Origin of the sequence: Paenibacillus sp. 1001270B_150601_E10 (assembly GCF_015558675.1) — a bacterium.
GTDB lineage: Bacteria > Bacillota > Bacilli > Paenibacillales > Paenibacillaceae > Paenibacillus_B.
The window spans coordinates 51,107-70,224 of record NZ_JADMOL010000011.1 but is presented as its reverse complement, the minus strand read 5'-3'; the positions used below and the strand labels follow the sequence as shown (position 1 = coordinate 70,224).

The window sequence follows — 19,118 nt, the reverse complement described above, 5'->3', positions numbered from 1 at the left end:
GAGAGTAACATGCTTCAACCACGAACAAGATGGCGAATTGCGGAGATGTCAGAAGAGCGTGTAAAGCAATTGGCGGAGGAAACGGGCTTGTCCCACTTGCTTGCCAAACTGCTGCTTATACGTGGGATCGAGGACGCAGACAGTGTTCAGCACTTTTTGAATGATCGTGCGGAAGCGTTGTATGACCCCTATCAGCTGGCAGGAATGACGGAGGCTGTTGAACGCATTCAGAAAGCTCTTGAAACCCAAGAGAGAATGTGGATTTACGGGGATTATGATGCGGACGGCGTATCAAGCACATCACTGCTCATTCATCTTTTCCGTCAGTTGAAGGCCAACTTCGACTACTATATCCCGCATCGAGCAAATGAAGGCTATGGCTTGAATAATGGGGCGATAGACCTTGCGAAAGAGCAAGGAGTTACGCTGATTGTGACGGTAGATACAGGCATCAGCGCTGTTGAACAGGTAGCCTATGCGAAGGAGCTTGGCATTGATGTTGTGGTTACAGATCATCATGAGCCCCCAGAGGTGCTGCCAGAGGCCTATACGCTTGTCAATCCGAAGCTGCCTTATTGTCCCTATCCCTTCAAAGGGCTTGCAGGCGTAGGCGTTGCCCTTAAGCTTGCCCATGCGCTGCTTGGCGAAGTTCCTCATCACTTGATCGAGCTTGCTGCCATCGGGACCATTGCCGACCTAATGCCGCTCATGGGAGAGAACCGCATTATCGTGCGCGAAGCGTTAACACGGATGCAGCACTCTGCTTATCCTGGTATACGTGCCCTCATGGCTGTTGGCAATATCGAGCCAAGCTCGATTACGTCTACGAATGTCGCTTTTTCGATGGCACCTAGAATCAATGCAAGCGGGAGACTTGAGCATGCGGGCATTGCCGTTGAACTGTTGACAACAGATGACGACCATACGGCAATGGAGCTTGCAGGCGAGCTGGACCGGCTGAATAAGGAACGTCAGAAGATTGTAGAGGCAATGGTAAAGGAAGCGGAACAGCAGCTAACCGAGAAGATCGAACAGCTTGGCGGGATCCCTAAGGTCATTGTACTATCCGATCCTAGCTGGAATGTCGGCGTGATCGGGATCGTAGCATCCAAGATTGTGGAACGCTATTACCGTCCAACCTTTATTCTGGGCATCGATACTGAATCGGGCAAATGCAAAGGTTCTGCACGTTCGATAGATGGGTTCGACCTGTATGAAGCGATGACCGAGATTCAAGACGTGTTTGAGCATTATGGCGGCCATACGGCCGCTGCCGGCATGACCGTTAAGCAGGAGAAGCTGTCCGAGTTGGAACGACGCTTGAATGAGATTGCTAAACGAGAGCTGACAGAGGAGCATTTTATACCCTGCACGGATGTCGATGCATCCTGTGAGCTTCAGGAAATCTCACTCAAGACGATTGAGGAATTGAGCTTGCTTGAGCCTTATGGAATGGGCAATTCCTGTCCTCGTGTTCTCATTCACAGCGCTGAGGTGGCAGAAACGCGTACAATGGGCAAGGAAAGCCAGCACCTTAAGATCATGCTGAAGCAGAACCGGGCGGCTATCGACGCGGTAGCCTTTCATAAGGGAGCTCTTTCTGAACGAATTGCTAGTCAAGTAAAGGTGGAAGTGCTTGGTGAACTAAGCATTAATGAATGGAACGGCTCGCGCAAGCCTCAGCTGATGCTGCAGGATATTCGGATTGCGGATCGGCAGCTGTTCGATTACCGCTATTGCTCCGATCCTGTGCAGACCGTTGTGCAGCTGGCACGCAAGCTCAATGAGGCAGGGCAAGGAGAAGCGATCTGGTCAACCTCCCTTCAGGAGGCGGGGGTTCATGCGGCTGAACCTTATGTTCATTGCATAGAGCGTCAATCTGCAGATTATACCTCTTCTCAAGAGCGGGTAAAGGATGTTATCATCAGTACGGTGCCTGAGTCAGAAGAAGCCTTTATGGCTCTTGCCAAGCGTTACCCTCGGATGGAGCGATTGTACATCGTTCTGCCCAAGGAGCCGCCAACTGGCAGACTGAGAGCGCCTAGCCGACAGATGATTATTCCGGTGTTTGCCCATTTGCGGGAGCTTGGATCCTGGCAGGATGAAGAGCGCTCGCTGCTTGCTATTTCGAAACGAACAGGTATGTCCCTCCGAGAGTTGCGCATCCTTATGAATGTATTTGCAGACTTGGCATTCGTACAGGTTCAGGAGCAGGCATCTGGCTGTACGTACGAGATGGTGAAGGAGCCGAAGAAGACTTCTTTGGAGTCCTCAAGCTGCTATCAATCGTGGAATGCGCAAAGTGAATGGGAGTCATTCTGGTATCGGGCGACTTCAGAGGAGCTGCGTGCGAAACTGCTTCAACCATGGAATAACCAACAGGCATGATCATTTTAATTATTTCGTACAGACGATAGAAGCGATGTCAGCAGGCGATTCCTTCTTAGAGAGTTGACTCTTCGAAGCATCCTTCTACATATTTTTTACTGTTTAAGGAGGAACCCTTTCATGGATTTTAAGTCTCATATTCGAGTGATCGAGGATTTCCCGAAGCCGGGAATTAGCTTTAAGGATATTACGACGCTCTTGAAGGATGGAGAAGCTTATCGCGCCTCGATTCAAGCGATTGAAGACCTGGTAAAGGATTTAGAGATTGACGTGATTGCTGGCCCAGAGGCAAGAGGCTTCGTCGTTGGCGCGCCGCTTGCGGTTCAGATGGGCAAAGGCTTTATTCCAATTCGTAAGAGCGGCAAGCTACCAGGTGAAACGGTAGAGGAAGGCTATGATCTTGAATACGGCAGTGATAAGCTCGCTGTTCATCGGGATGCCATTCAGCCAGGTCAAAAGGTGCTGATTGCAGACGACCTTCTTGCTACAGGCGGAACGATCTGCACGACCGTGAAGTTGATCGAGCAGCTTGGCGGCGTAGTCGTTGGCGCAGTATTCATGATTCAGCTTGAGGAATTAAACGGACGTGAGAAGCTGCAAGGCCTGCGCGTTCAATCTTTAATGACATATTAAAGCATAAGAAATGCGGTATTCTGAGTTTTTTCAGCTCAGAGTACCGCTTTTTTGCTGCTTATTGCAATTATTGAAATTATTGAAATGCTGAGAGACACTATTAATAATCCTTCTTAGATTGTTAAATCGCTTGGTTGCGCTATTCGAGCAAGAAGCAGCGATTCTTCGTGATATTCTTAAGGATGAACTTGTAGACATACATCATATCGGAAGTACAGCCGTGCCTTACTTAAAAGCGAAGCCAATCATTGATATCATGCCTGTTGTAAAGGATATTGCAAGAGTGGATGAATATAACGATGAGTTGATAAACGTTGGTTATGAGCCGCTTTCCGAGTTTGGAATACGAGGCAGAAGGTATTTTCGAAAAGGCGGAGTAAACCGAACCCATCACATGCACATGTTTCAATTCGACAATACGCATCAGATCGAACGTCATCTTGCTGTTCGCGATTATTTGAGAACGCATCAAGAGGACAGGATTGCATATGGAGAATGGAAGCAACAGCTTGCGGCACTGTACCCTACGGATAACGAGAGTTATTGTGACGGCAAGGATGAATTCGTTGTACATTTGGAGCGAAGAGCCCTTGAGTGGAAGAATATTTTAACTGATTAAGCTCGCAATATATACGATAAGAGTATTTTGATGGTATAAAAAGAACGCCTTGGGCGATGAGATTGATCCCATCGTCAAGGCGTTCTATCTATTTAGGATTCCATTTTAATGAGCGGAGCCTTCTTTGTCATTGGACAAGCCAAGCTTGTCAATGACGATGAAGAAGATGTTCAGCACAATCGCAAGAATCGTGGCTAATGCCATCCCTTTAAGCTCAACATCGCCAAGCTTCAGGCTAGCTCCGCTGATTCCGATAACGATAACCAGTGTTGCTAGAATAAGATTTTTCGGGTTGCCGAAGTCTACTTTAGAGTCTACGAAGATACGAAGACCCGAAGAAGCAATGACGCCGAACAAGAGCAAGGATACGCCACCCATTACTGGAGTAGGAATGTTGGCGATCAATGCCGAGAACTGGCCAAAGAACGAAAGCAGAATGGCTAGCACGGCGGCACCGCCGATTACGAATACGGAGTAGACACGAGTTAAGGCTAATACGCCAATGTTTTCACCGTACGTTGTATTTGGCGTAGATCCCAAAAAACCGGATATAACAGTAGAGATACCGTTACCAAGCAAAGAACGATGAAGTCCAGGGTCTTTGGACAAATCCTTGCCAACAATATTGCTTGTTACCATCAAGTGACCAATGTGCTCTACGATAACAACTAACGCTGCTGGCAAGATAATGCCAATCGCAGTCCAGTTGAACTCAGGGAACGTGAGCGTAGGCATTTTTAAGATGGCTGCTTCTTTTACAGGCTCAAAGCTTGCGGCTCCTAAGAAGAAGGACAAGATATAGCCGGCAATAATACCAATTAGAATCGGAATAATGCGGAAGAATCCGCGGAACATAACATTACCGATAACCGTAACGGCAAGCGTTACCACCGCTATCGTAATGTTTGTATAGTTGAATGCCCCCTCTGCATCAGGGAGGAAGCCTGACATATTTGCAGCAACGGGTACAAGTTCAAGACCGATAACAGCAACAATGGCGCCCATCGCTGCCGGTGGGAATAGGATATCCAACCAGCGCGTTCCTACCCATTTGACAATAAGGGCAACAAGGATAAAGACAATACCTACAACAATGAATGCACCAAGAGCTTGTGAATAGCTTCCCGTTTTATCCGACAGAACTACGAGTACAGGAGAGATAAAGGCAAAGCTCGATCCAAGATAGGCTGGTATCAAACCTCGGCATAGGATGAGATAGAACAGGGTCCCGAATCCGTTCATGAGAAGAACGATTCCTGGATCTACATGAAACATATTAGGTACCAGTACAGTTGAGCCGAACATCGCGAACAGGTGCTGGAAGCTGAGCAGTAGACCAGGACCTAGCGATGGTTTTTCGTGTACTTGGATTTCTCGTTGCACTGAGGATGCACTCCTTTTTCGCTATTTGATTGTAAACCTAACTATATAATTTACATGTAGAGGGCTCCATATTTCAATATCTTTTTTCATTTACGTGTCAAAAAAGATAACATCACCACTATTTTCTTCGAAAATGATCGAATCATTCGACATATTTTGACAAAAGTCGAAATGAATAATGGGATAACCATTGACGTGTATACGGTTCAAAGGCATAATTATAGGATAATCTGTAAACAGGGACGACGAACGACCCGAATGGAAAGGAATCGAGACGAGTCCAATGGGCATAGATCAATTATTGACGAAAGCTTCAACCTATATAAAAGAGCCGGATCTGGAACGTATTCGTGAAGCTTATGAATTCGCAGACAAAGCCCATCATGGGCAAGTGCGAAAGTCCGGAGAGCCGTATATCCTGCACCCTTTGGCTGTAGCGGATATCGTGGTGAGCATGCAGATGGACCCAACATCAATCGTTGCGGCCCTGCTTCATGATGTTGTGGAGGATACTTCTGTTTCGCTTGAGGAAGTTCGGGAGAAGTTTGGGGATACTTGTGCGATGCTTGTGGATGGGTTAACCAAGCTTGAACGCATCCAATTCCGTTCGAAGGAAGAGCAGCAGAACGAGAACTATCGGAAAATGTTTGTGGCAATGGCGAATGATATTCGTGTCATTGTGATCAAGCTTGCCGATCGGCTTCACAATATGCGCACGCTTAAGTTTCAATCCGAAGAGAGCCAGCGTCGTATTGCGTATGAGACGCTTGAGATCTTCTGCCCGATTGCACATCGTCTAGGGATCTCCGCGATCAAGTGGGAGATGGAGGATATTGCGCTTCGCTATCTGAATCCGCAGCAGTATTATCGCATCGCGAATCTGATGCATAAGAAGCGGGCCGAGCGAGAGCAGTTCATCACAGATGTTATTGACCGCATCAAAGAAAAGCTCGATGAGATGGGCATTGAGGCCGATCTGTCGGGAAGACCTAAGCATATTTATAGCGTCTACAAAAAGATGACCGTAAAAAACAAACAGTTCAACGAGATATATGACCTGCTTGCTATTCGGATTCTTGTTGATAATATTAAGGATTGCTATGCTACCCTGGGCATTATCCATACGCTGTGGAAGCCGATGCCTGGCCGCTTCAAGGATTATATTGCGATGCCGAAGGCGAATATGTATCAGTCGCTTCATACGACGGTCATTGGACCCACTGGAGAGCCGACTGAGGTACAGATTCGCACCTGGGACATGCACCGTACCGCTGAGTACGGGGTAGCGGCCCACTGGGCCTATAAAGAAGGCAATCCAAGCGGTGTAGGCGGAAGCTTCGAGGAGAAGATGACCTTCCTGCGCGAGATCTTGGATCTGCAGCAGGAGACGAAGGATGCAAGCGAATTTGTAGAATCGCTGAAGATGGATTTCTTCTCTGATCTCGTATTCGTCTTTACGCCTAAAGGCGAAGTCATTGAGCTTCCAGCAGGCTCTGTGCCGCTGGACTTTGCGTACCGGATTCATACAGAGGTCGGCAATCGCACGATTGGCGCCAAGGTGAATGGACGTATTGTACCGCTTGACCATAAGCTGAAGACTGGCGATATCGTGGAGATTCTCACCTCGAAGCATTCCTATGGTCCTAGCGTAGACTGGATGAAGATCGCTCAATCCTCTCATGCGAGATCGAAGATCAAGCAGTGGTTCAAGAAGGAGAAGCGGGAAGAGAACGTTCAGAAGGGCCGTGAGTCCATTGAGAAGGAACTGAAGCGCCTTGGCATGGACACGGTGGATACGCAGGGGCTGATGGCGGATGACAAGCTGCTTGAAGTAGCCAAGAAGTTCAACTTCAACGATGTGGAAGATATGATGTCGGCCATCGGCTTTGGCGGATTGACGGCAGCGCAGGTCTGTACTCGGCTAACGGAGAAGATGCGTAAGGAAGCCGAGGAAGCGCAGCTTAAGCATCTCGAACTGACGCAGGAAGTCAAGGAGATGAAGAAGGATACAACGAACCGCAAGTCGAGACCAACGAATGGGGTTCGAGTAAAGGGCATCGATAATCTGCTCGTTCGCTTTGCACGCTGCTGCAACCCAGTTCCTGGGGATGATATTGTTGGCTACGTCACACGTGGAAGAGGCGTCTCTGTCCACCGCGCAGACTGTCTCAACCTTCCGCAGGAGATTGAAGGGGAAGAGGCAGATCGTATCATCGAAGTCGAATGGGAAGATTCGAGCGAGGCGAATTACAGCGTCGATATCGAGATTACCGGCATGGACCGCCGCGGCTTCTTAAACGAAGTGCTTCAGGTGGTGTCCGAGAGCAAGACGAATATTGCAGCGGTATCTGGAAGATCGGATAAGAACAAGCTGGCTTTAATTCACATGACCGTGCTGATCCGCAATACAGAGCATTTGCAATCTGTTGTTGAGAAGATCAAGCGCGTGAAGGATGTATATACTGTACAGCGAATTATGCAATAATGTTGTTGAAGAAGACAAAACAAGCCGATATGGCTGAAGCAATCTCATATCCTACAACTGACAGCCGCCGATATTAGGCGGCTGTTCTTGTAATTGCATGATGACGGTATGGCAGTAGGGTAGGTTGAAATGGAAGCGAGACCGGAGACAATCTGCCGTTTGATGTATCCCTTCATAGTGTCAGCTATGTACCGAGCCACTGGCACACAAGTATAGAGATGATCTTTGTTCTTCAAGGCAAGCTTGAAGTTACAATGGGTAATGATAAGCAGATTTTGTATGAAGGAGACGTGCTTCTGATTAATCAGTGTCATGTTCATGAAGTGATCGGACTCGACATGAACATCATCGTAACCTTTCTTATCCCCGTCACTTATATCAACGATTTTATTTATGATATAGAGAATATAAGCTTTGAATGTTACTCCGGAACAATCGTCGATGATAAGCGTCATGCGCGTGTTTGATGCTGATTTAGTTGATTGAATAAGCGTGAATGAATGGAATAGGATTGGTTGATTATACCCTGCTGAAAGGTTTGCATTTCAACAGGGTTTCTTTTTGCTCGATAGGCTTAGGGTGGTGTTCTCAAAGCTTGACATTTAAAGGCTTTCGTAGGAGCATAACTAACCATAAGGCGTGTTTATGTATTGAGTTCTTAGGACTTAGAGTCAAAGGAGAGACAGAGATGAAAGTCGTTGTACAGCGTGCAAAAGATGCAAAAGTTGTCGTTGAAGGCCAAACCGTTGGCCAGATTGATAAAGGATTTATGCTTCTTGTCGGCGTTACACATGAGGATACCGAGCAGGATGTAAACTGGCTGGCGGACAAAATTGTTGGACTGCGGGTCTTTGAAGACGAGGAAGGCAAAATGAATGATTCGGTTCAAGACATAGGCGGAGCCATTTTATCCGTATCACAGTTTACACTGTATGGTGATTGCCGCAAGGGCAGAAGGCCCAATTTTATGGCTGCAGCTCGTCCGGAGCTTGCTGAGAAGCTTTACGAGAGCTTCAATGACTGCCTACGTAGCCATGGGATTACAGTAGAAACGGGCCGATTCGGTGCGATGATGGATGTATCCTTTACCAATGATGGTCCTGTTACCTTGATTTTGGATAGTGCCGCAAAGGCATAGGGCATACTAAGGCATCAACCTTTTATTCAAAGGAGCCTTTACATGCGACAATCCCTTCAGCAGCTAGCTGTTCAATATGGAGCGCAACGCCATCCGCATTCACATCGCGAGATGATGATGGAGCTTAAGCAGCATGAGCCCGATGCCTGTGAACAGCGCAGAGAAGTGCCTGCAAGCCGCAGATCGTAGAGCCATTCGTCCGATCGAGCCGCTCATGTTGGTAATGATTGTGTTTCAGCAGGGGAAGAAGCGGTTAAGAAAAGATTACAATCTTTTAACCATTTATTCCTATTCCAAATTTACATGACTGAGGTGATGATCATGGCACGAATTCAAGCTTACACGAGAACAGAGAATGAAGCAGAGGCATTAAGGACCTCCCTAGTGACAGTGGAGGCAAAGCAGATCGAGGTAGGCTCCATAGACAGCCCATTGGATCAAGGCACGATGGTGTTTGCGCCGATCCCATCCAACCCTAGCGGCGTCAGCTACTCTGGATCTACGGCATTTGGCAATGCGGGCGTTGTGGTAACTGACCCTAGCGCTTCTGATAATGATGAAGTTGGTGTTCCTGTCGAGACTCGTTCGGATGCTTCAATCGTGAGTGATCGTGATGCGATTGTTCATGAAGCAGACGATGCGGTTTCTGCGCCAGACGGTCTTCAATATGTCGTGTCCGCGGTAGTGCCTGAGGAGCGGGTTGGAGAAGCGATTGCTATGATCCGCAACAGAGGCGGATATGTTTCGCACCCGACTACTTGATTGCTTGAGAGGGCAACGATCTAGCATAAAGCGTAGTCTTATAACTCAAAATGACTTGAATGTATAAGGAACATACTGAAAGCACTCCTTTTCTCGTGAAGGGAGTGCTTTTAATTGATATAAAGTCGATGTAATAACTTTATAATGCCAAGGGTTCCATGCTATAGCAGGATCAATGGTGATAGAGAAATTAGGGATGAGAAATGCTTTGCGTATATAGCTGTAATAAAGCGCTTTCTCCGTTGTAATCTTTTTGTAATATTCGTTTCATGTTCCTTTAATAAATGTTTCCTATAATAGGCTCATGACCCCCTTTTAAGAATATATACTTTGACAGCCTACAATGATTATTGTAGGTTTTTTTCTGTTTGCTTAAGGGAAAGCTTGACTTTAGTGTGCTGCATTATTACAATGTTTGTTATATATCTCAGCGAACGATGAGAACGATAGTGATTCGATGACGGGAACAAGTAGGCCGAACCCTCTATTCAGAGAGAGACCCCTTGGCTGGAAGGGTCTTATATGCAGGACGGTTGAATGACACCCCAGAGAACCGGCGGCGAAAGATATCAGGCAAGTGGATATCCGGTAGACGTTAGGCGTGATGCGCACGTTACAGCGAATGAAGCGGAATGGCATATGGCACATCGTAAGCTCAGGTAGGACCTGTTCAACGATCTTACCCAAGCCTTCCGGAATGTGGGTGGCACCACGGGTGAATGGAACAACCAATCTCTCGTCCCTTAGGCTCTTAGAGCTGGGACGGGAGTTTTTTATTTTATTGAGCAATTTCGTTCAAGGCAGACATCGTTGCATCATCACAAATAGTCCATTAACGGGCTGTTTGTGCAGGAGGAGGATAAGCATGGCATTTCAGAAACCAACAGGAACCCAAGATCTTTTGCCGGGTACGGTTGAGATTTGGCAACACGTGGAAAGCAAGGCAAGAGAGATTTGCCGCAACTTTAATTACAAGGAAATTCGGACACCTATCTTCGAACAGACAGAATTGTTCGAGCGCGGCGTAGGTGAGACAACGGACGTTGTAGAGAAAGAAATGTATACGTTCGTGGATAAAGGCAAGCGCAGTATGACGCTTCGTCCAGAAGGTACAGCTGGCGTTGTACGTTCTTATGTGGAAAACAAATTGTATGGTGATCCTGACCTTACAAAGCTTTATTATATGGGCCCTATGTTCCGTTACGAGCGACCGCAGGCGGGACGTTATCGCCAATTCCACCAGTTTGGGGTTGAGGCTCTTGGCGGTACGGATCCAAGCCTTGATGCAGAGATCATTGCACTTGGCTACGAGATTATGAAGGGCATAGGTCTATCCGGCGTACGAGTGGAGATCAACTCCGTCGGGAATGTGGCTAGCCGTGCTGCTTACCGAGAGAAGCTGCTCGGATTCCTGACACCGATGAAGGACACGCTCTGCAAGGACTGCCAATCCCGCATGGAGCGCAATCCGCTTCGCGTGCTGGATTGCAAGGTCGACCAAGAGAAATTCGTGGATGCACCATCTATTCTGGACAGCTTGGATGAGGAGTGTACCACTCACTTTGCGAAGGTAAGACAGCACCTTGATGCGATGGGCATTGAGTATGACGTAAATACCCGTCTTGTTCGTGGCTTGGATTACTATACGCATACTGCATTCGAATACAAAGCAGAGGGCATTGGCGCCATCGATACAGTAGGCGGCGGCGGCCGGTACAACGGGCTTGTATCAGATATCGGCGGACCCGATCAGCCAGGCATCGGCTTTGCGCTTGGACTTGAGCGGATCGTGCTTCTCTTGGAGAGCCAGAAGGTTGATCTTAACGCGCAAGCACCAATCGATCTATATCTGATCGGCCTGGGTGAGGCCGCAGAGGATATGGTTACGAAGCTTCTGTATCAGCTTCGTACCGAAGGCATCGTTGCGGAAAAGGACTATCAAGGCCGCAAGATGAAGGCGATGATGAAATCCGCGGACCGCATGCAGGCGCGCTTTGCCGCCATCCTTGGCGACGATGAGCTCGCGAAAGGCGAAGTTGCGCTTAAGGAGCTTGCTACTGGTGAGCAGCGCCTAGTGCCAATTGCTGAGCTTGCCCAAGCAATTCGCAAAGCTTAAAGGATTTCTGGGCTTGCAATGCGTCATTTATCAGCCTTGCGATAGCAGTTGGTAGAAGCCGCATCAAGCTGCAGGACCATTATAGACGTGAAAAATCATTAATTATAGATGGGATGTGCCAGTTATGATGTATAAAACACATCATTGTGGAAAGTTAACGAAAGAAAACATTGGCGAGACGGTAACACTTAACGGTTGGGTTCAACGCCGCCGTGACCTTGGCGGTGTGTTGTTTATCGATCTTCGTGACCGCAGCGGTATGATGCAGGCGGTATTCAACCCGGAATTCTCCCAAGAAGCTCACGATATTGCGGATAAGGCTCGCAATGAGTATGTGATCGCGGTAAAGGGGACGGTCGTTCTTCGCGATGAGGAAACCATCAATAAGAACCTTCCAACTGGTGAGATCGAAGTTCGTGTAACCGAAATCGAGATTTTGAACCAAGCGAAGAACCCTCCATTCTTCATTGAAGACGATATTGAAATTGACGAGTCTCTTCGTCTTCGTTATCGCTACTTGGATCTTCGCCGTCCTGAAATGCAAAAAACGCTTATGCTGCGTTCGAAGACAGCTAAAGTATTCCGCGATTTCTTGGACGGACAGGATTTCGTTGAGGTGGAAACACCGATCTTGACGAAGAGCACACCAGAAGGCGCGCGCGACTATCTTGTTCCTAGCCGCGTTCATCCAGGTGAATTCTACGCCTTGCCGCAATCTCCGCAGCTCTTTAAGCAGCTGCTGATGGTGTCCGGCTTGGAGCGTTACTATCAGATCGCTCGCTGCTTCCGTGATGAGGATCTTCGTGCGGATCGTCAGCCTGAGTTCACACAGGTCGACATTGAGACTTCATTCTTGTCTCGCGATCAATTGCTTGAAATGATGGAGCAGCTTATGGTCCATCTGTTTAAGACGACGAAGGGCATCGATATTCCAACGCCGTTTCAACGCTTGACTTATGAAGATGCGATGAATAAATATGGCTCCGATAAGCCAGACCTTCGCTTTGGTCTTGAGATTCAAGATGTGTGCGACATCGTTCAGAACTCTGGCGTGAAGGTGTTTGCATCTGTTATCGAGGGCGGCGGGGTTGTTAAAGCCTTGAACGCAAAGGGCTGCGGCACTTGGAGCCGTAAAGAGATCGATGACTTGGCACCATTCGCTGCTCGCTATGGAGCAAAAGGACTTGCTTGGATTCAAGTGAAGGACGGCGAATTCAAGGGGCCAATCGTGAAGTTCATGAGCGATGAAGAGATCGCAGCACTTCGTGAGCGTCTTGGCGCAGAGGACGGCGACCTTATCTTGTTCTCTGCAGACAAGAAAAAAGTGGTATATGATGTTCTAGGCAATCTCCGCCTGCTTGTCGGACGCCGCATGAACCTCATTAACGACAAAGAATACAAATTTGCATGGGTAGTTGACTTCCCGTTGGTTGAGTACGATGAAGATGCGAAGCGTTATGTGGCTCTTCACCATCCATTTACTCGTCCACTGGATGAAGATTTGCACCTGTTTGATACGGATCCAGGCAAGATGCGTGCAGAAGCGTATGACCTTGTCCTGAACGGCTATGAAGTTGGCGGCGGTTCAATGCGTATCTACAAGCGTGATGTACAAGAGAAAATGTTCGCGGCGCTTGGCTTCTCGCCAGAAGAAGCGCAAGAGCAGTTCGGTTTCTTGCTTAACGCGTTTGAATACGGAACACCTCCGCATGGCGGTGTAGCGCTCGGTCTTGACCGTCTTGTGATGCTTCTTGCAGGCAGCACAAACCTTCGTGAGACCATTGCGTTCCCTAAGACTGCGAGCGCAACAGACCTCATGACAGATGCGCCAAACGAAGTTGCTCTGAAGCAGCTTGAAGAGCTTCATATTCGTACAAAGGTGAAAAAAGAAGAGAAGAAGAACGAGCCTAACGCATAATAAGCGTATAGATGAAGCGATCGAGAAGGGCACTCCCCTTACCAGTCAGCATAACCATTTGCTGCTGGCAAGGGGAGGTCCTTGATTAGTAGGACACCTTCAACGAACAAGCATTTTTGGTGAAATGAATCTGGTCGCGTGCTATATGAGATCAGCATGCTATTGGCATGAAGGATACAACTTGACCTCTACACGAGGCCGTTCCGTTAAGAATGGCAGCGATAGAGGTTTTCTCATGTAAGATGAAGGCTGAGCGGAGAATATCATTCGTCTCAGCTTCACCCATTACATGTTTGGTATTTACAACAAGTAAGGAGGCACATCCATGCTGAATCAGTTTTCCCGTACGGAGCTTGCTATTGGCCCTGAGGGGATAGAAAAAATGAAGAACAGCACCGTAGCCGTGCTTGGCATCGGCGGCGTGGGCTCGATCGCAGCAGAAGCATTGGCGCGTACGGGAGTAGGACGGATTATTCTTATCGATAAGGATGTCGTAGACATTACGAATATCAACCGTCAGATTCATGCGCTTACGACGACAATCGGCCAAAAGAAAGCAGACTTGATGCAGGAGCGGATCAAGCTGATCAATCCGGAGTGCGATGCGATTGCGCTTAATATGTTCTATACAGAAGAAACCTACGAAGAGCTTTTTAAATTTGAGCTGGATTATGTAGTGGATGCCTCTGATACGGTATCCTATAAAATCCACTTGATTAAAGAGTGCCTGCGCCGCAAGATTCCGATCATCTCGAGCATGGGTGCAGCCAACAAGATGGATCCATCCCGATTCCAAGTTGCGGATATCTCAAAGACAACCGTGGACCCGATTGCTCGCGTCATTCGTCAGAAGCTGCGTAAGCAAGGAATCAAAAAAGGGGTGAAGGTGGTCTTCTCTACGGAGGAGCCGATTAAACCTCGTGAAGATATTACACAGAAGATCGTGCCTGAGAATGCGCCTGATATTCGCAAAGCGAAGCAGCCGCCGTCAAGCAATGCGTTTGTGCCGCCTGTAGCTGGCCTTATTATGGTAAGCGTCGTGGTTCAGGATCTTCTGAAGCAGATGCGAAAGGAACAAGCGCAAGACAATCAGTAATTGTGCAGCGCAGCAATACATGATGAAGAAGCTGTTCATGGACACGAAGCCATGAGCAGCTTTTTGTATTTGGACATGAGAAGATGGGGACGTGGCTGCTCATAAATAAGGTAATGTATAGAAGTGTTAATAATGAAGGATCAACAAAAAATAGGAACGTACGTTCCTTGAACTGTGATTTATATGCACGTTTATGGTAAGATGTAGGCAATCAATGACGGTATCGATATCAAAGAGTGGTGAACATAGTGGATTTATTTTCATATCAGGATGAACATGCACCAAGCATGCGCTTGCTTGCGGATCGAATGAGACCGCGAACCTTGGATGAATATATTGGACAGGAGCATATCGTTGGTCCTAATCGATTGCTGCGTCGAGCGATTGAGGCCGATCGAGTCTCCTCTATCTTGCTGTACGGCCCGCCAGGCTGCGGCAAGACGACGCTTGCGAACATTATCGCGGAACGGACACAAGGAGAGTTCGTTCGCTTGAACGCGGTTGATGCCTCCGTTAAGGATGTGCGTTCCGTCATTCAAGAAGCGGAGACGCAGCGGTCGATGTATGCGAGAAAGACGATCCTGTTCTTAGATGAGGTGCATCGCTTCAATCGCTCGCAGCAGGATGCGCTGCTGCCTGCGGTAGAGAAGGGTACGATTATTTTTATCGGAGCGACAACCGAGAATCCTTTTCATACGGTAAATGGAGCGTTGATCAGTCGCTCGACTTTATTCCAGCTAAAGCCGTTAACGGCTGAGCATAGCATGCTTGCTATGAAGCGTGCGCTTGAGGATAAGGAGAGAGGGCTTGGCTTCCTCACGCTCAAGGTCGATCAGGATGCGCTTAAGCATATTGCAGCGATGGCGAATGGAGATATTCGCAGAGCGCTGAATGCATTGGAGTTAGCAGCCATGACGACGACACCCGAAGCAGATGGCGCGATTCATGTTACGCTCGCGGAAGCTGAGGAATCGGTTCGAAGACCGACTGTACAGGCGGACGAATCGACTCAATACGATGTGCTATCTGCTTTTCATAAGAGCATTCGTGGCTCAAGCGATGCGGCACTGTTTTGGTTTTTCTATGCGGTCGAGAAGCTTGGAATGGACCCCATGACCTTTATTCGCCGCTTAACCGTAGCCTGTAGCGAGGACATTGGTCTAGCCAATCCGCAAGCGATGGTGCAGGCCGTAAGTGCACTTGAAGCATATCACCGAATTGGATGGCCGGAATCGAAGTATATCATTTCCCAGGCAATTCTCTTTGCAGTGGAAAGTCCGAAGTCCAATAGCATCCCGATGGCGATTCAGCGAGTTATGCAGGCGATTGAGGACAGCCGTTCTGCCGATGTTCCTATGCATCTTAGGGATACGCATTACAAGGGAGCCGCTCAGCTTGGAAACAAAGGATATCAATATCCGCATGACTTCCCTGAGCATTATGTCGTTCAGCAATATTTGCCGGACTCCCTTCGCAATCGAACCTTCTTTATGGCTTCTGAGCAGGGGATGGAAGCGAAAATGAAGGTGAATCAGGAATACAGACGCAATCGTGCGCGCAACGAAAAATAGCGAGGTCTCATACGTAAAAAATGCTATCGTTTCGAGCAGGATAGGTCGTTTGAACCATTATTGTCTAGGGTAAACAAGTACATGCAAGTCTGTTGCTGATGATTTGTTCATACATCAGATCTGTTTGAAATGCTCCATCATCCTAAAGGATGGCAGCAACTGATTAAATCTTCCTCTTCATATGTGGTTATGTTCAGAAGATGGAGGACAAGATAAAGGTGGCAGCAGCCATTATATATGTATCGACCCGGCAAATGGAATGAACGATAAGGAGTCTGATTTCGATGGACATATTTGATGGAAAAGAATGGAGCCCCGATGTATTAGAAAAAGTGTCTCAAACGTTCAAAGCCTTAGGCGATCCAACACGCATTCGAATTCTTACTTTGCTTGCAAAGGAAGAATGTGCGGTTAATCAGATTGCAGAAAGCCTTCAGCTGTCTCAATCTGCTGTGTCTCACCAATTGAAGACACTTCGTGCATTCCGCTTTGTACGCTACCGTAGAGAAGGTCAGAATATGCTCTATTCCTGTGATGATGAGCAGATTATTGGATTGCTTAACGAAGCCTTTCGCTATGCCTCGACCGATTCTTGAGTTCCGTTCATCAGCCGTTATTTTGTGGTGATAGGACTCGCGGATGAATGAATATACATAATCTCAATCCCCGACAATCGGAGGTGCTGCCATCTCAGATGTGGACGATCAGCGAGCTGTCGGTTTGACGATTATGTCAAAAGTTTTATAATGGTCTTAAGGGCAAGTAAAGGTGTTGGATGTGAATTATGATTCATGAGGAGGTGGACCTATTCGTCATGGGAGACGAATAGGGATACGTTTGGAGGATCCGTTACCGATATTTTGGGGAATGCTTTTAGTTGTTGTATTGGTCTTTTTGAATGGATTTTTTGTGGCCGCTGAGTTCGCCATTGTGAAGGTGCGAGGCTCTCGTATTGATACGCTCGTCCAAGAGGGCAATGCCAGAGCCAAACGCGCAAGAACGCTAACTCATCACCTGGATGCATATTTGTCCGCGTGCCAGCTAGGCATCACTTTGGCATCGCTTGGTCTAGGCTGGATCGGGGAAGCGACGGTTGCGAAGCTGCTGCATGATCCGCTATCCGCATTAGGTTTTGGCGAAGCATTGATTACGACCATTGCTACAGCGATTGCCTTTATTTTTATTACGGTGCTTCATATTGTGCTTGGCGAGCTCGCACCTAAGACTCTCGCCATTCGCAAGTCTGAGCAGATCGCACTGCTGACAGCGCTACCGCTCACCTTGTTTTATAAGCTCATGTTTCCGTTCATTTGGCTGCTTAACGGTACCGCAAATTCCTTATTGCGACTATTCCGTGTAGAGCCTGCCTCTGAGCATGATTCGGCTCATACAGAGGAAGAGATTCGTATTTTGGTGAAAGAGAGTCATAAAAGCGGACTTATCGATAATACCGAATTAACGCTGATGGACAATATCTTTGACTTCTCCGAGACCCATGCACGTGAGATCATGATCCCTCGTACAGAGATGGTCTGCTTATATACAGAAGACGGCTTTGAGCTTAATAAGCAAAAAGCCTATCGTGAAATGCACACACGCTATCCCGTGTGTGACCCGGATAAAGACCACATCATTGGTTTTGTTCATATTAAGGATCTGGTGAAGGTTACGGATGAGGATCCAGACATCCGTGATGTGATTCGTCCGATTCTAAGCGTGCCTGAATCGATGTCCATTAGTGCATTGATGAAGCTTATGCAGAAGAGCAAAATGCAAATTGCGATTCTTATCGATGAATATGGCGGAACAGCGGGACTTGTTACGCTTGAGAACATTATGGAGGAGATTGTAGGCGAGATTCAGGATGAATTCGACGAAGAGCCTCCTAATATGATCAAGCGCTCCGAAGATCTGTATTCCATCGATGGGAAGATGCTGATTGAAGAAGTAAACGCCTATTTTGGGTGTGAAATCTCCTCAGATGATTTTGACACGATTGGCGGCTGGATGTATTCCCAAGTTGAGATTCCGCCGATGAAGGGGCAAAGAGTTGCGCTAAATGATTCACTTGAATTTATTATCGAGGATACGTATCATTTGCGAATAACGAGAATACTCGTGAAGAAGCTATCCTTTCAGCTTCATCCAATAGAAGAACCGGAAGAGGCCTCATAGCTTATAAGATAGCCCGTCATGGACAATGGCGGGCTTTTTCGTTTGTTTGCAGCGTGGTGGGCATTGGTTTTCGCCATTCTATAATCTTGGAATATATTGAGAGCATGGAGGTGGAGCGTATGCTAGCTTTTATTGACAAAATCATTCTTCCACTGCTTTCACTCTCACAATCTCGGAAAGTCGTAGAAGTCGGAGCCGAGTTTGGGAAGACGACTTTAAATTTGCTTGAATACTGCCGAGTAGTTGATGGTCATTTGTTTGTTGTGGATCCTGCGCCTCAATTTGATGCAGCGGATTATAAGCAACGGTATCATAAGCAATTTCATATGCTGAAGGATTACAGCTTGGAGATTCTCCCTCATTTGCAAGACTATGACTTCATCTTATTGGACGGCGATCACAACTGGTATACGGTCTATCATGAATTAAAGCTGATTGAGAAGATGGCGATTCGCAATCAGAAGATTCCTGTCATCTTGCTTCACGATACAGAATGGCCATATGGACGAAGAGATATGTATTACTTTCCTGAGTCGATTCCGGACTTGTTCCGCAAGCCTTATGCGAAGATGGGAATGGTTCCTGGCCAATCCTCATTAACGGAATCAGGAGGAGCAAATGCAATTCTGTACAATGCTTTGTATGAACATGGACCGTGGAATGGCGTGCTTACTGCCATAGAGGACTTTTTGAAGCAGACGCCGCTTCCACTTAGCTTTCACCGCTTGTATAGCAATAACGGATTAGGCATTCTTACGCCTAGATATCCGGAGTATGACAAGTGTGTAGAGAATTTAATCATATCATCGGGGCTATAGTTGGCTCGCATGAGGA

General features: G+C 47.5%; 16 protein-coding genes. 15 read left to right on the top strand and 1 reads right to left on the bottom strand.

All coding sequences use genetic code 11. From position 1 onward, the window contains the following. The first annotated feature begins 9 nt into the window (after positions 1 to 9). From recJ to I2H74_RS19925, 3 genes are all read left to right on the top strand, one after another. Positions 10 to 2,388, top strand: coding sequence for a single-stranded-DNA-specific exonuclease RecJ (gene recJ, locus I2H74_RS19935; RefSeq protein ID WP_195576001.1), 2,379 nt, complete (start codon positions 10 to 12; stop codon positions 2,386 to 2,388). A gap of 120 nt (positions 2,389 to 2,508) precedes the next feature. Then, a complete protein-coding gene (locus tag I2H74_RS19930; protein ID WP_195576000.1) occupies positions 2,509 to 3,021 on the top strand; it encodes an adenine phosphoribosyltransferase in 513 nt (170 codons plus the stop codon). Positions 3,022 to 3,151: 130 nt separating this feature from the next. Continuing rightward, positions 3,152 to 3,640: a GrpB family protein gene (locus I2H74_RS19925; RefSeq protein ID WP_229106880.1), complete on the top strand. Its 489-nt coding sequence runs from the start codon at positions 3,152 to 3,154 to the stop codon at positions 3,638 to 3,640. Between the two features lie 105 nt (positions 3,641 to 3,745). Here the strand turns inward: I2H74_RS19925 and uraA are convergent, their stop codons facing one another. Beyond that, on the bottom strand, positions 3,746 to 5,023 hold the full coding sequence (gene uraA / locus I2H74_RS19920) for a uracil permease (RefSeq protein WP_195575999.1): 1,278 nt from the start codon (positions 5,021 to 5,023) through the stop codon (positions 3,746 to 3,748). Between the two features lie 283 nt (positions 5,024 to 5,306). On the opposite strand from uraA, the gene I2H74_RS19915 reads away from it, so the two are divergent. The 12 genes from I2H74_RS19915 (at position 5,307) to I2H74_RS19860 (ending at position 19,102) form a co-directional block, all read left to right on the top strand. After that, the gene (locus I2H74_RS19915) at positions 5,307 to 7,508 is read left to right on the top strand and encodes a RelA/SpoT family protein (protein WP_195575998.1); all 2,202 of its coding nucleotides are present in this window, start codon (positions 5,307 to 5,309) and stop codon (positions 7,506 to 7,508) included. Positions 7,509 to 7,660: 152 nt separating this feature from the next. Further along, positions 7,661 to 7,975 (top strand): cupin domain-containing protein, encoded by a 315-nt coding sequence (locus I2H74_RS19910; RefSeq protein WP_267490755.1) that lies wholly within the window; start codon positions 7,661 to 7,663, stop codon positions 7,973 to 7,975. A gap of 221 nt (positions 7,976 to 8,196) precedes the next feature. Further along, positions 8,197 to 8,646, top strand: a complete 450-nt coding sequence (gene dtd / locus I2H74_RS19905; protein ID WP_195575996.1) for a D-aminoacyl-tRNA deacylase — start codon at positions 8,197 to 8,199, stop codon at positions 8,644 to 8,646. A 42-nt stretch (positions 8,647 to 8,688) separates the two neighbouring features. Next, positions 8,689 to 8,835: a hypothetical protein gene (locus I2H74_RS19900; RefSeq protein ID WP_195575995.1), complete on the top strand. Its 147-nt coding sequence runs from the start codon at positions 8,689 to 8,691 to the stop codon at positions 8,833 to 8,835. 132 nt (positions 8,836 to 8,967) lie between these two features. Continuing rightward, positions 8,968 to 9,408, top strand: coding sequence for a flagellar basal body rod protein (locus tag I2H74_RS19895; protein ID WP_195575994.1), 441 nt, complete (start codon positions 8,968 to 8,970; stop codon positions 9,406 to 9,408). An 865-nt stretch (positions 9,409 to 10,273) separates the two neighbouring features. Continuing rightward, positions 10,274 to 11,524 carry a histidine--tRNA ligase gene (gene hisS / locus I2H74_RS19890; protein ID WP_195575993.1) on the top strand — a complete coding sequence of 417 codons (1,251 nt, stop codon included), beginning with the start codon at positions 10,274 to 10,276 and terminating at the stop codon, positions 11,522 to 11,524. Between the two features lie 124 nt (positions 11,525 to 11,648). After that, positions 11,649 to 13,442: an aspartate--tRNA ligase gene (gene aspS / locus I2H74_RS19885; RefSeq protein ID WP_195575992.1), complete on the top strand. Its 1,794-nt coding sequence runs from the start codon at positions 11,649 to 11,651 to the stop codon at positions 13,440 to 13,442. 325 nt (positions 13,443 to 13,767) lie between these two features. Next, the gene (locus tag I2H74_RS19880) at positions 13,768 to 14,538 is read left to right on the top strand and encodes a tRNA threonylcarbamoyladenosine dehydratase (RefSeq protein WP_195575991.1); all 771 of its coding nucleotides are present in this window, start codon (positions 13,768 to 13,770) and stop codon (positions 14,536 to 14,538) included. A gap of 248 nt (positions 14,539 to 14,786) precedes the next feature. Then, a complete protein-coding gene (locus I2H74_RS19875; RefSeq protein ID WP_324254116.1) occupies positions 14,787 to 16,109 on the top strand; it encodes a replication-associated recombination protein A in 1,323 nt (440 codons plus the stop codon). 284 nt (positions 16,110 to 16,393) lie between these two features. Beyond that, positions 16,394 to 16,705, top strand: coding sequence for an ArsR/SmtB family transcription factor (locus tag I2H74_RS19870; RefSeq protein ID WP_195575990.1), 312 nt, complete (start codon positions 16,394 to 16,396; stop codon positions 16,703 to 16,705). A gap of 271 nt (positions 16,706 to 16,976) precedes the next feature. Beyond that, the gene (locus I2H74_RS19865) at positions 16,977 to 18,284 is read left to right on the top strand and encodes a hemolysin family protein (RefSeq protein ID WP_195575989.1); all 1,308 of its coding nucleotides are present in this window, start codon (positions 16,977 to 16,979) and stop codon (positions 18,282 to 18,284) included. Positions 18,285 to 18,403: 119 nt separating this feature from the next. Further along, positions 18,404 to 19,102: a class I SAM-dependent methyltransferase gene (locus I2H74_RS19860; protein ID WP_195575988.1), complete on the top strand. Its 699-nt coding sequence runs from the start codon at positions 18,404 to 18,406 to the stop codon at positions 19,100 to 19,102. Positions 19,103 to 19,118: the final 16 nt, after the last annotated feature.

Bases quoted from the DNA above. Each gene is read 5' to 3' on its own strand.
- recJ (WP_195576001.1), top strand. From the start codon at position 10: ATGCTTCAACCACGAACAAGATGGCGAATTGCGGAGATGTCAGAAGAG.
- I2H74_RS19930 (WP_195576000.1), top strand. From the start codon at position 2,509: ATGGATTTTAAGTCTCATATTCGAGTGATCGAGGATTTCCCGAAGCCG.
- I2H74_RS19915 (WP_195575998.1), top strand. From the start codon at position 5,307: ATGGGCATAGATCAATTATTGACGAAAGCTTCAACCTATATAAAAGAG.
- dtd (WP_195575996.1), top strand. From the start codon at position 8,197: ATGAAAGTCGTTGTACAGCGTGCAAAAGATGCAAAAGTTGTCGTTGAA.
- I2H74_RS19900 (WP_195575995.1), top strand. From the start codon at position 8,689: ATGCGACAATCCCTTCAGCAGCTAGCTGTTCAATATGGAGCGCAACGC.
- I2H74_RS19895 (WP_195575994.1), top strand. From the start codon at position 8,968: ATGGCACGAATTCAAGCTTACACGAGAACAGAGAATGAAGCAGAGGCA.
- hisS (WP_195575993.1), top strand. From the start codon at position 10,274: ATGGCATTTCAGAAACCAACAGGAACCCAAGATCTTTTGCCGGGTACG.
- aspS (WP_195575992.1), top strand. From the start codon at position 11,649: ATGATGTATAAAACACATCATTGTGGAAAGTTAACGAAAGAAAACATT.
- I2H74_RS19880 (WP_195575991.1), top strand. From the start codon at position 13,768: ATGCTGAATCAGTTTTCCCGTACGGAGCTTGCTATTGGCCCTGAGGGG.
- I2H74_RS19870 (WP_195575990.1), top strand. From the start codon at position 16,394: ATGGACATATTTGATGGAAAAGAATGGAGCCCCGATGTATTAGAAAAA.
- I2H74_RS19865 (WP_195575989.1), top strand. From the start codon at position 16,977: ATGCTTTTAGTTGTTGTATTGGTCTTTTTGAATGGATTTTTTGTGGCC.
- I2H74_RS19860 (WP_195575988.1), top strand. From the start codon at position 18,404: ATGCTAGCTTTTATTGACAAAATCATTCTTCCACTGCTTTCACTCTCA.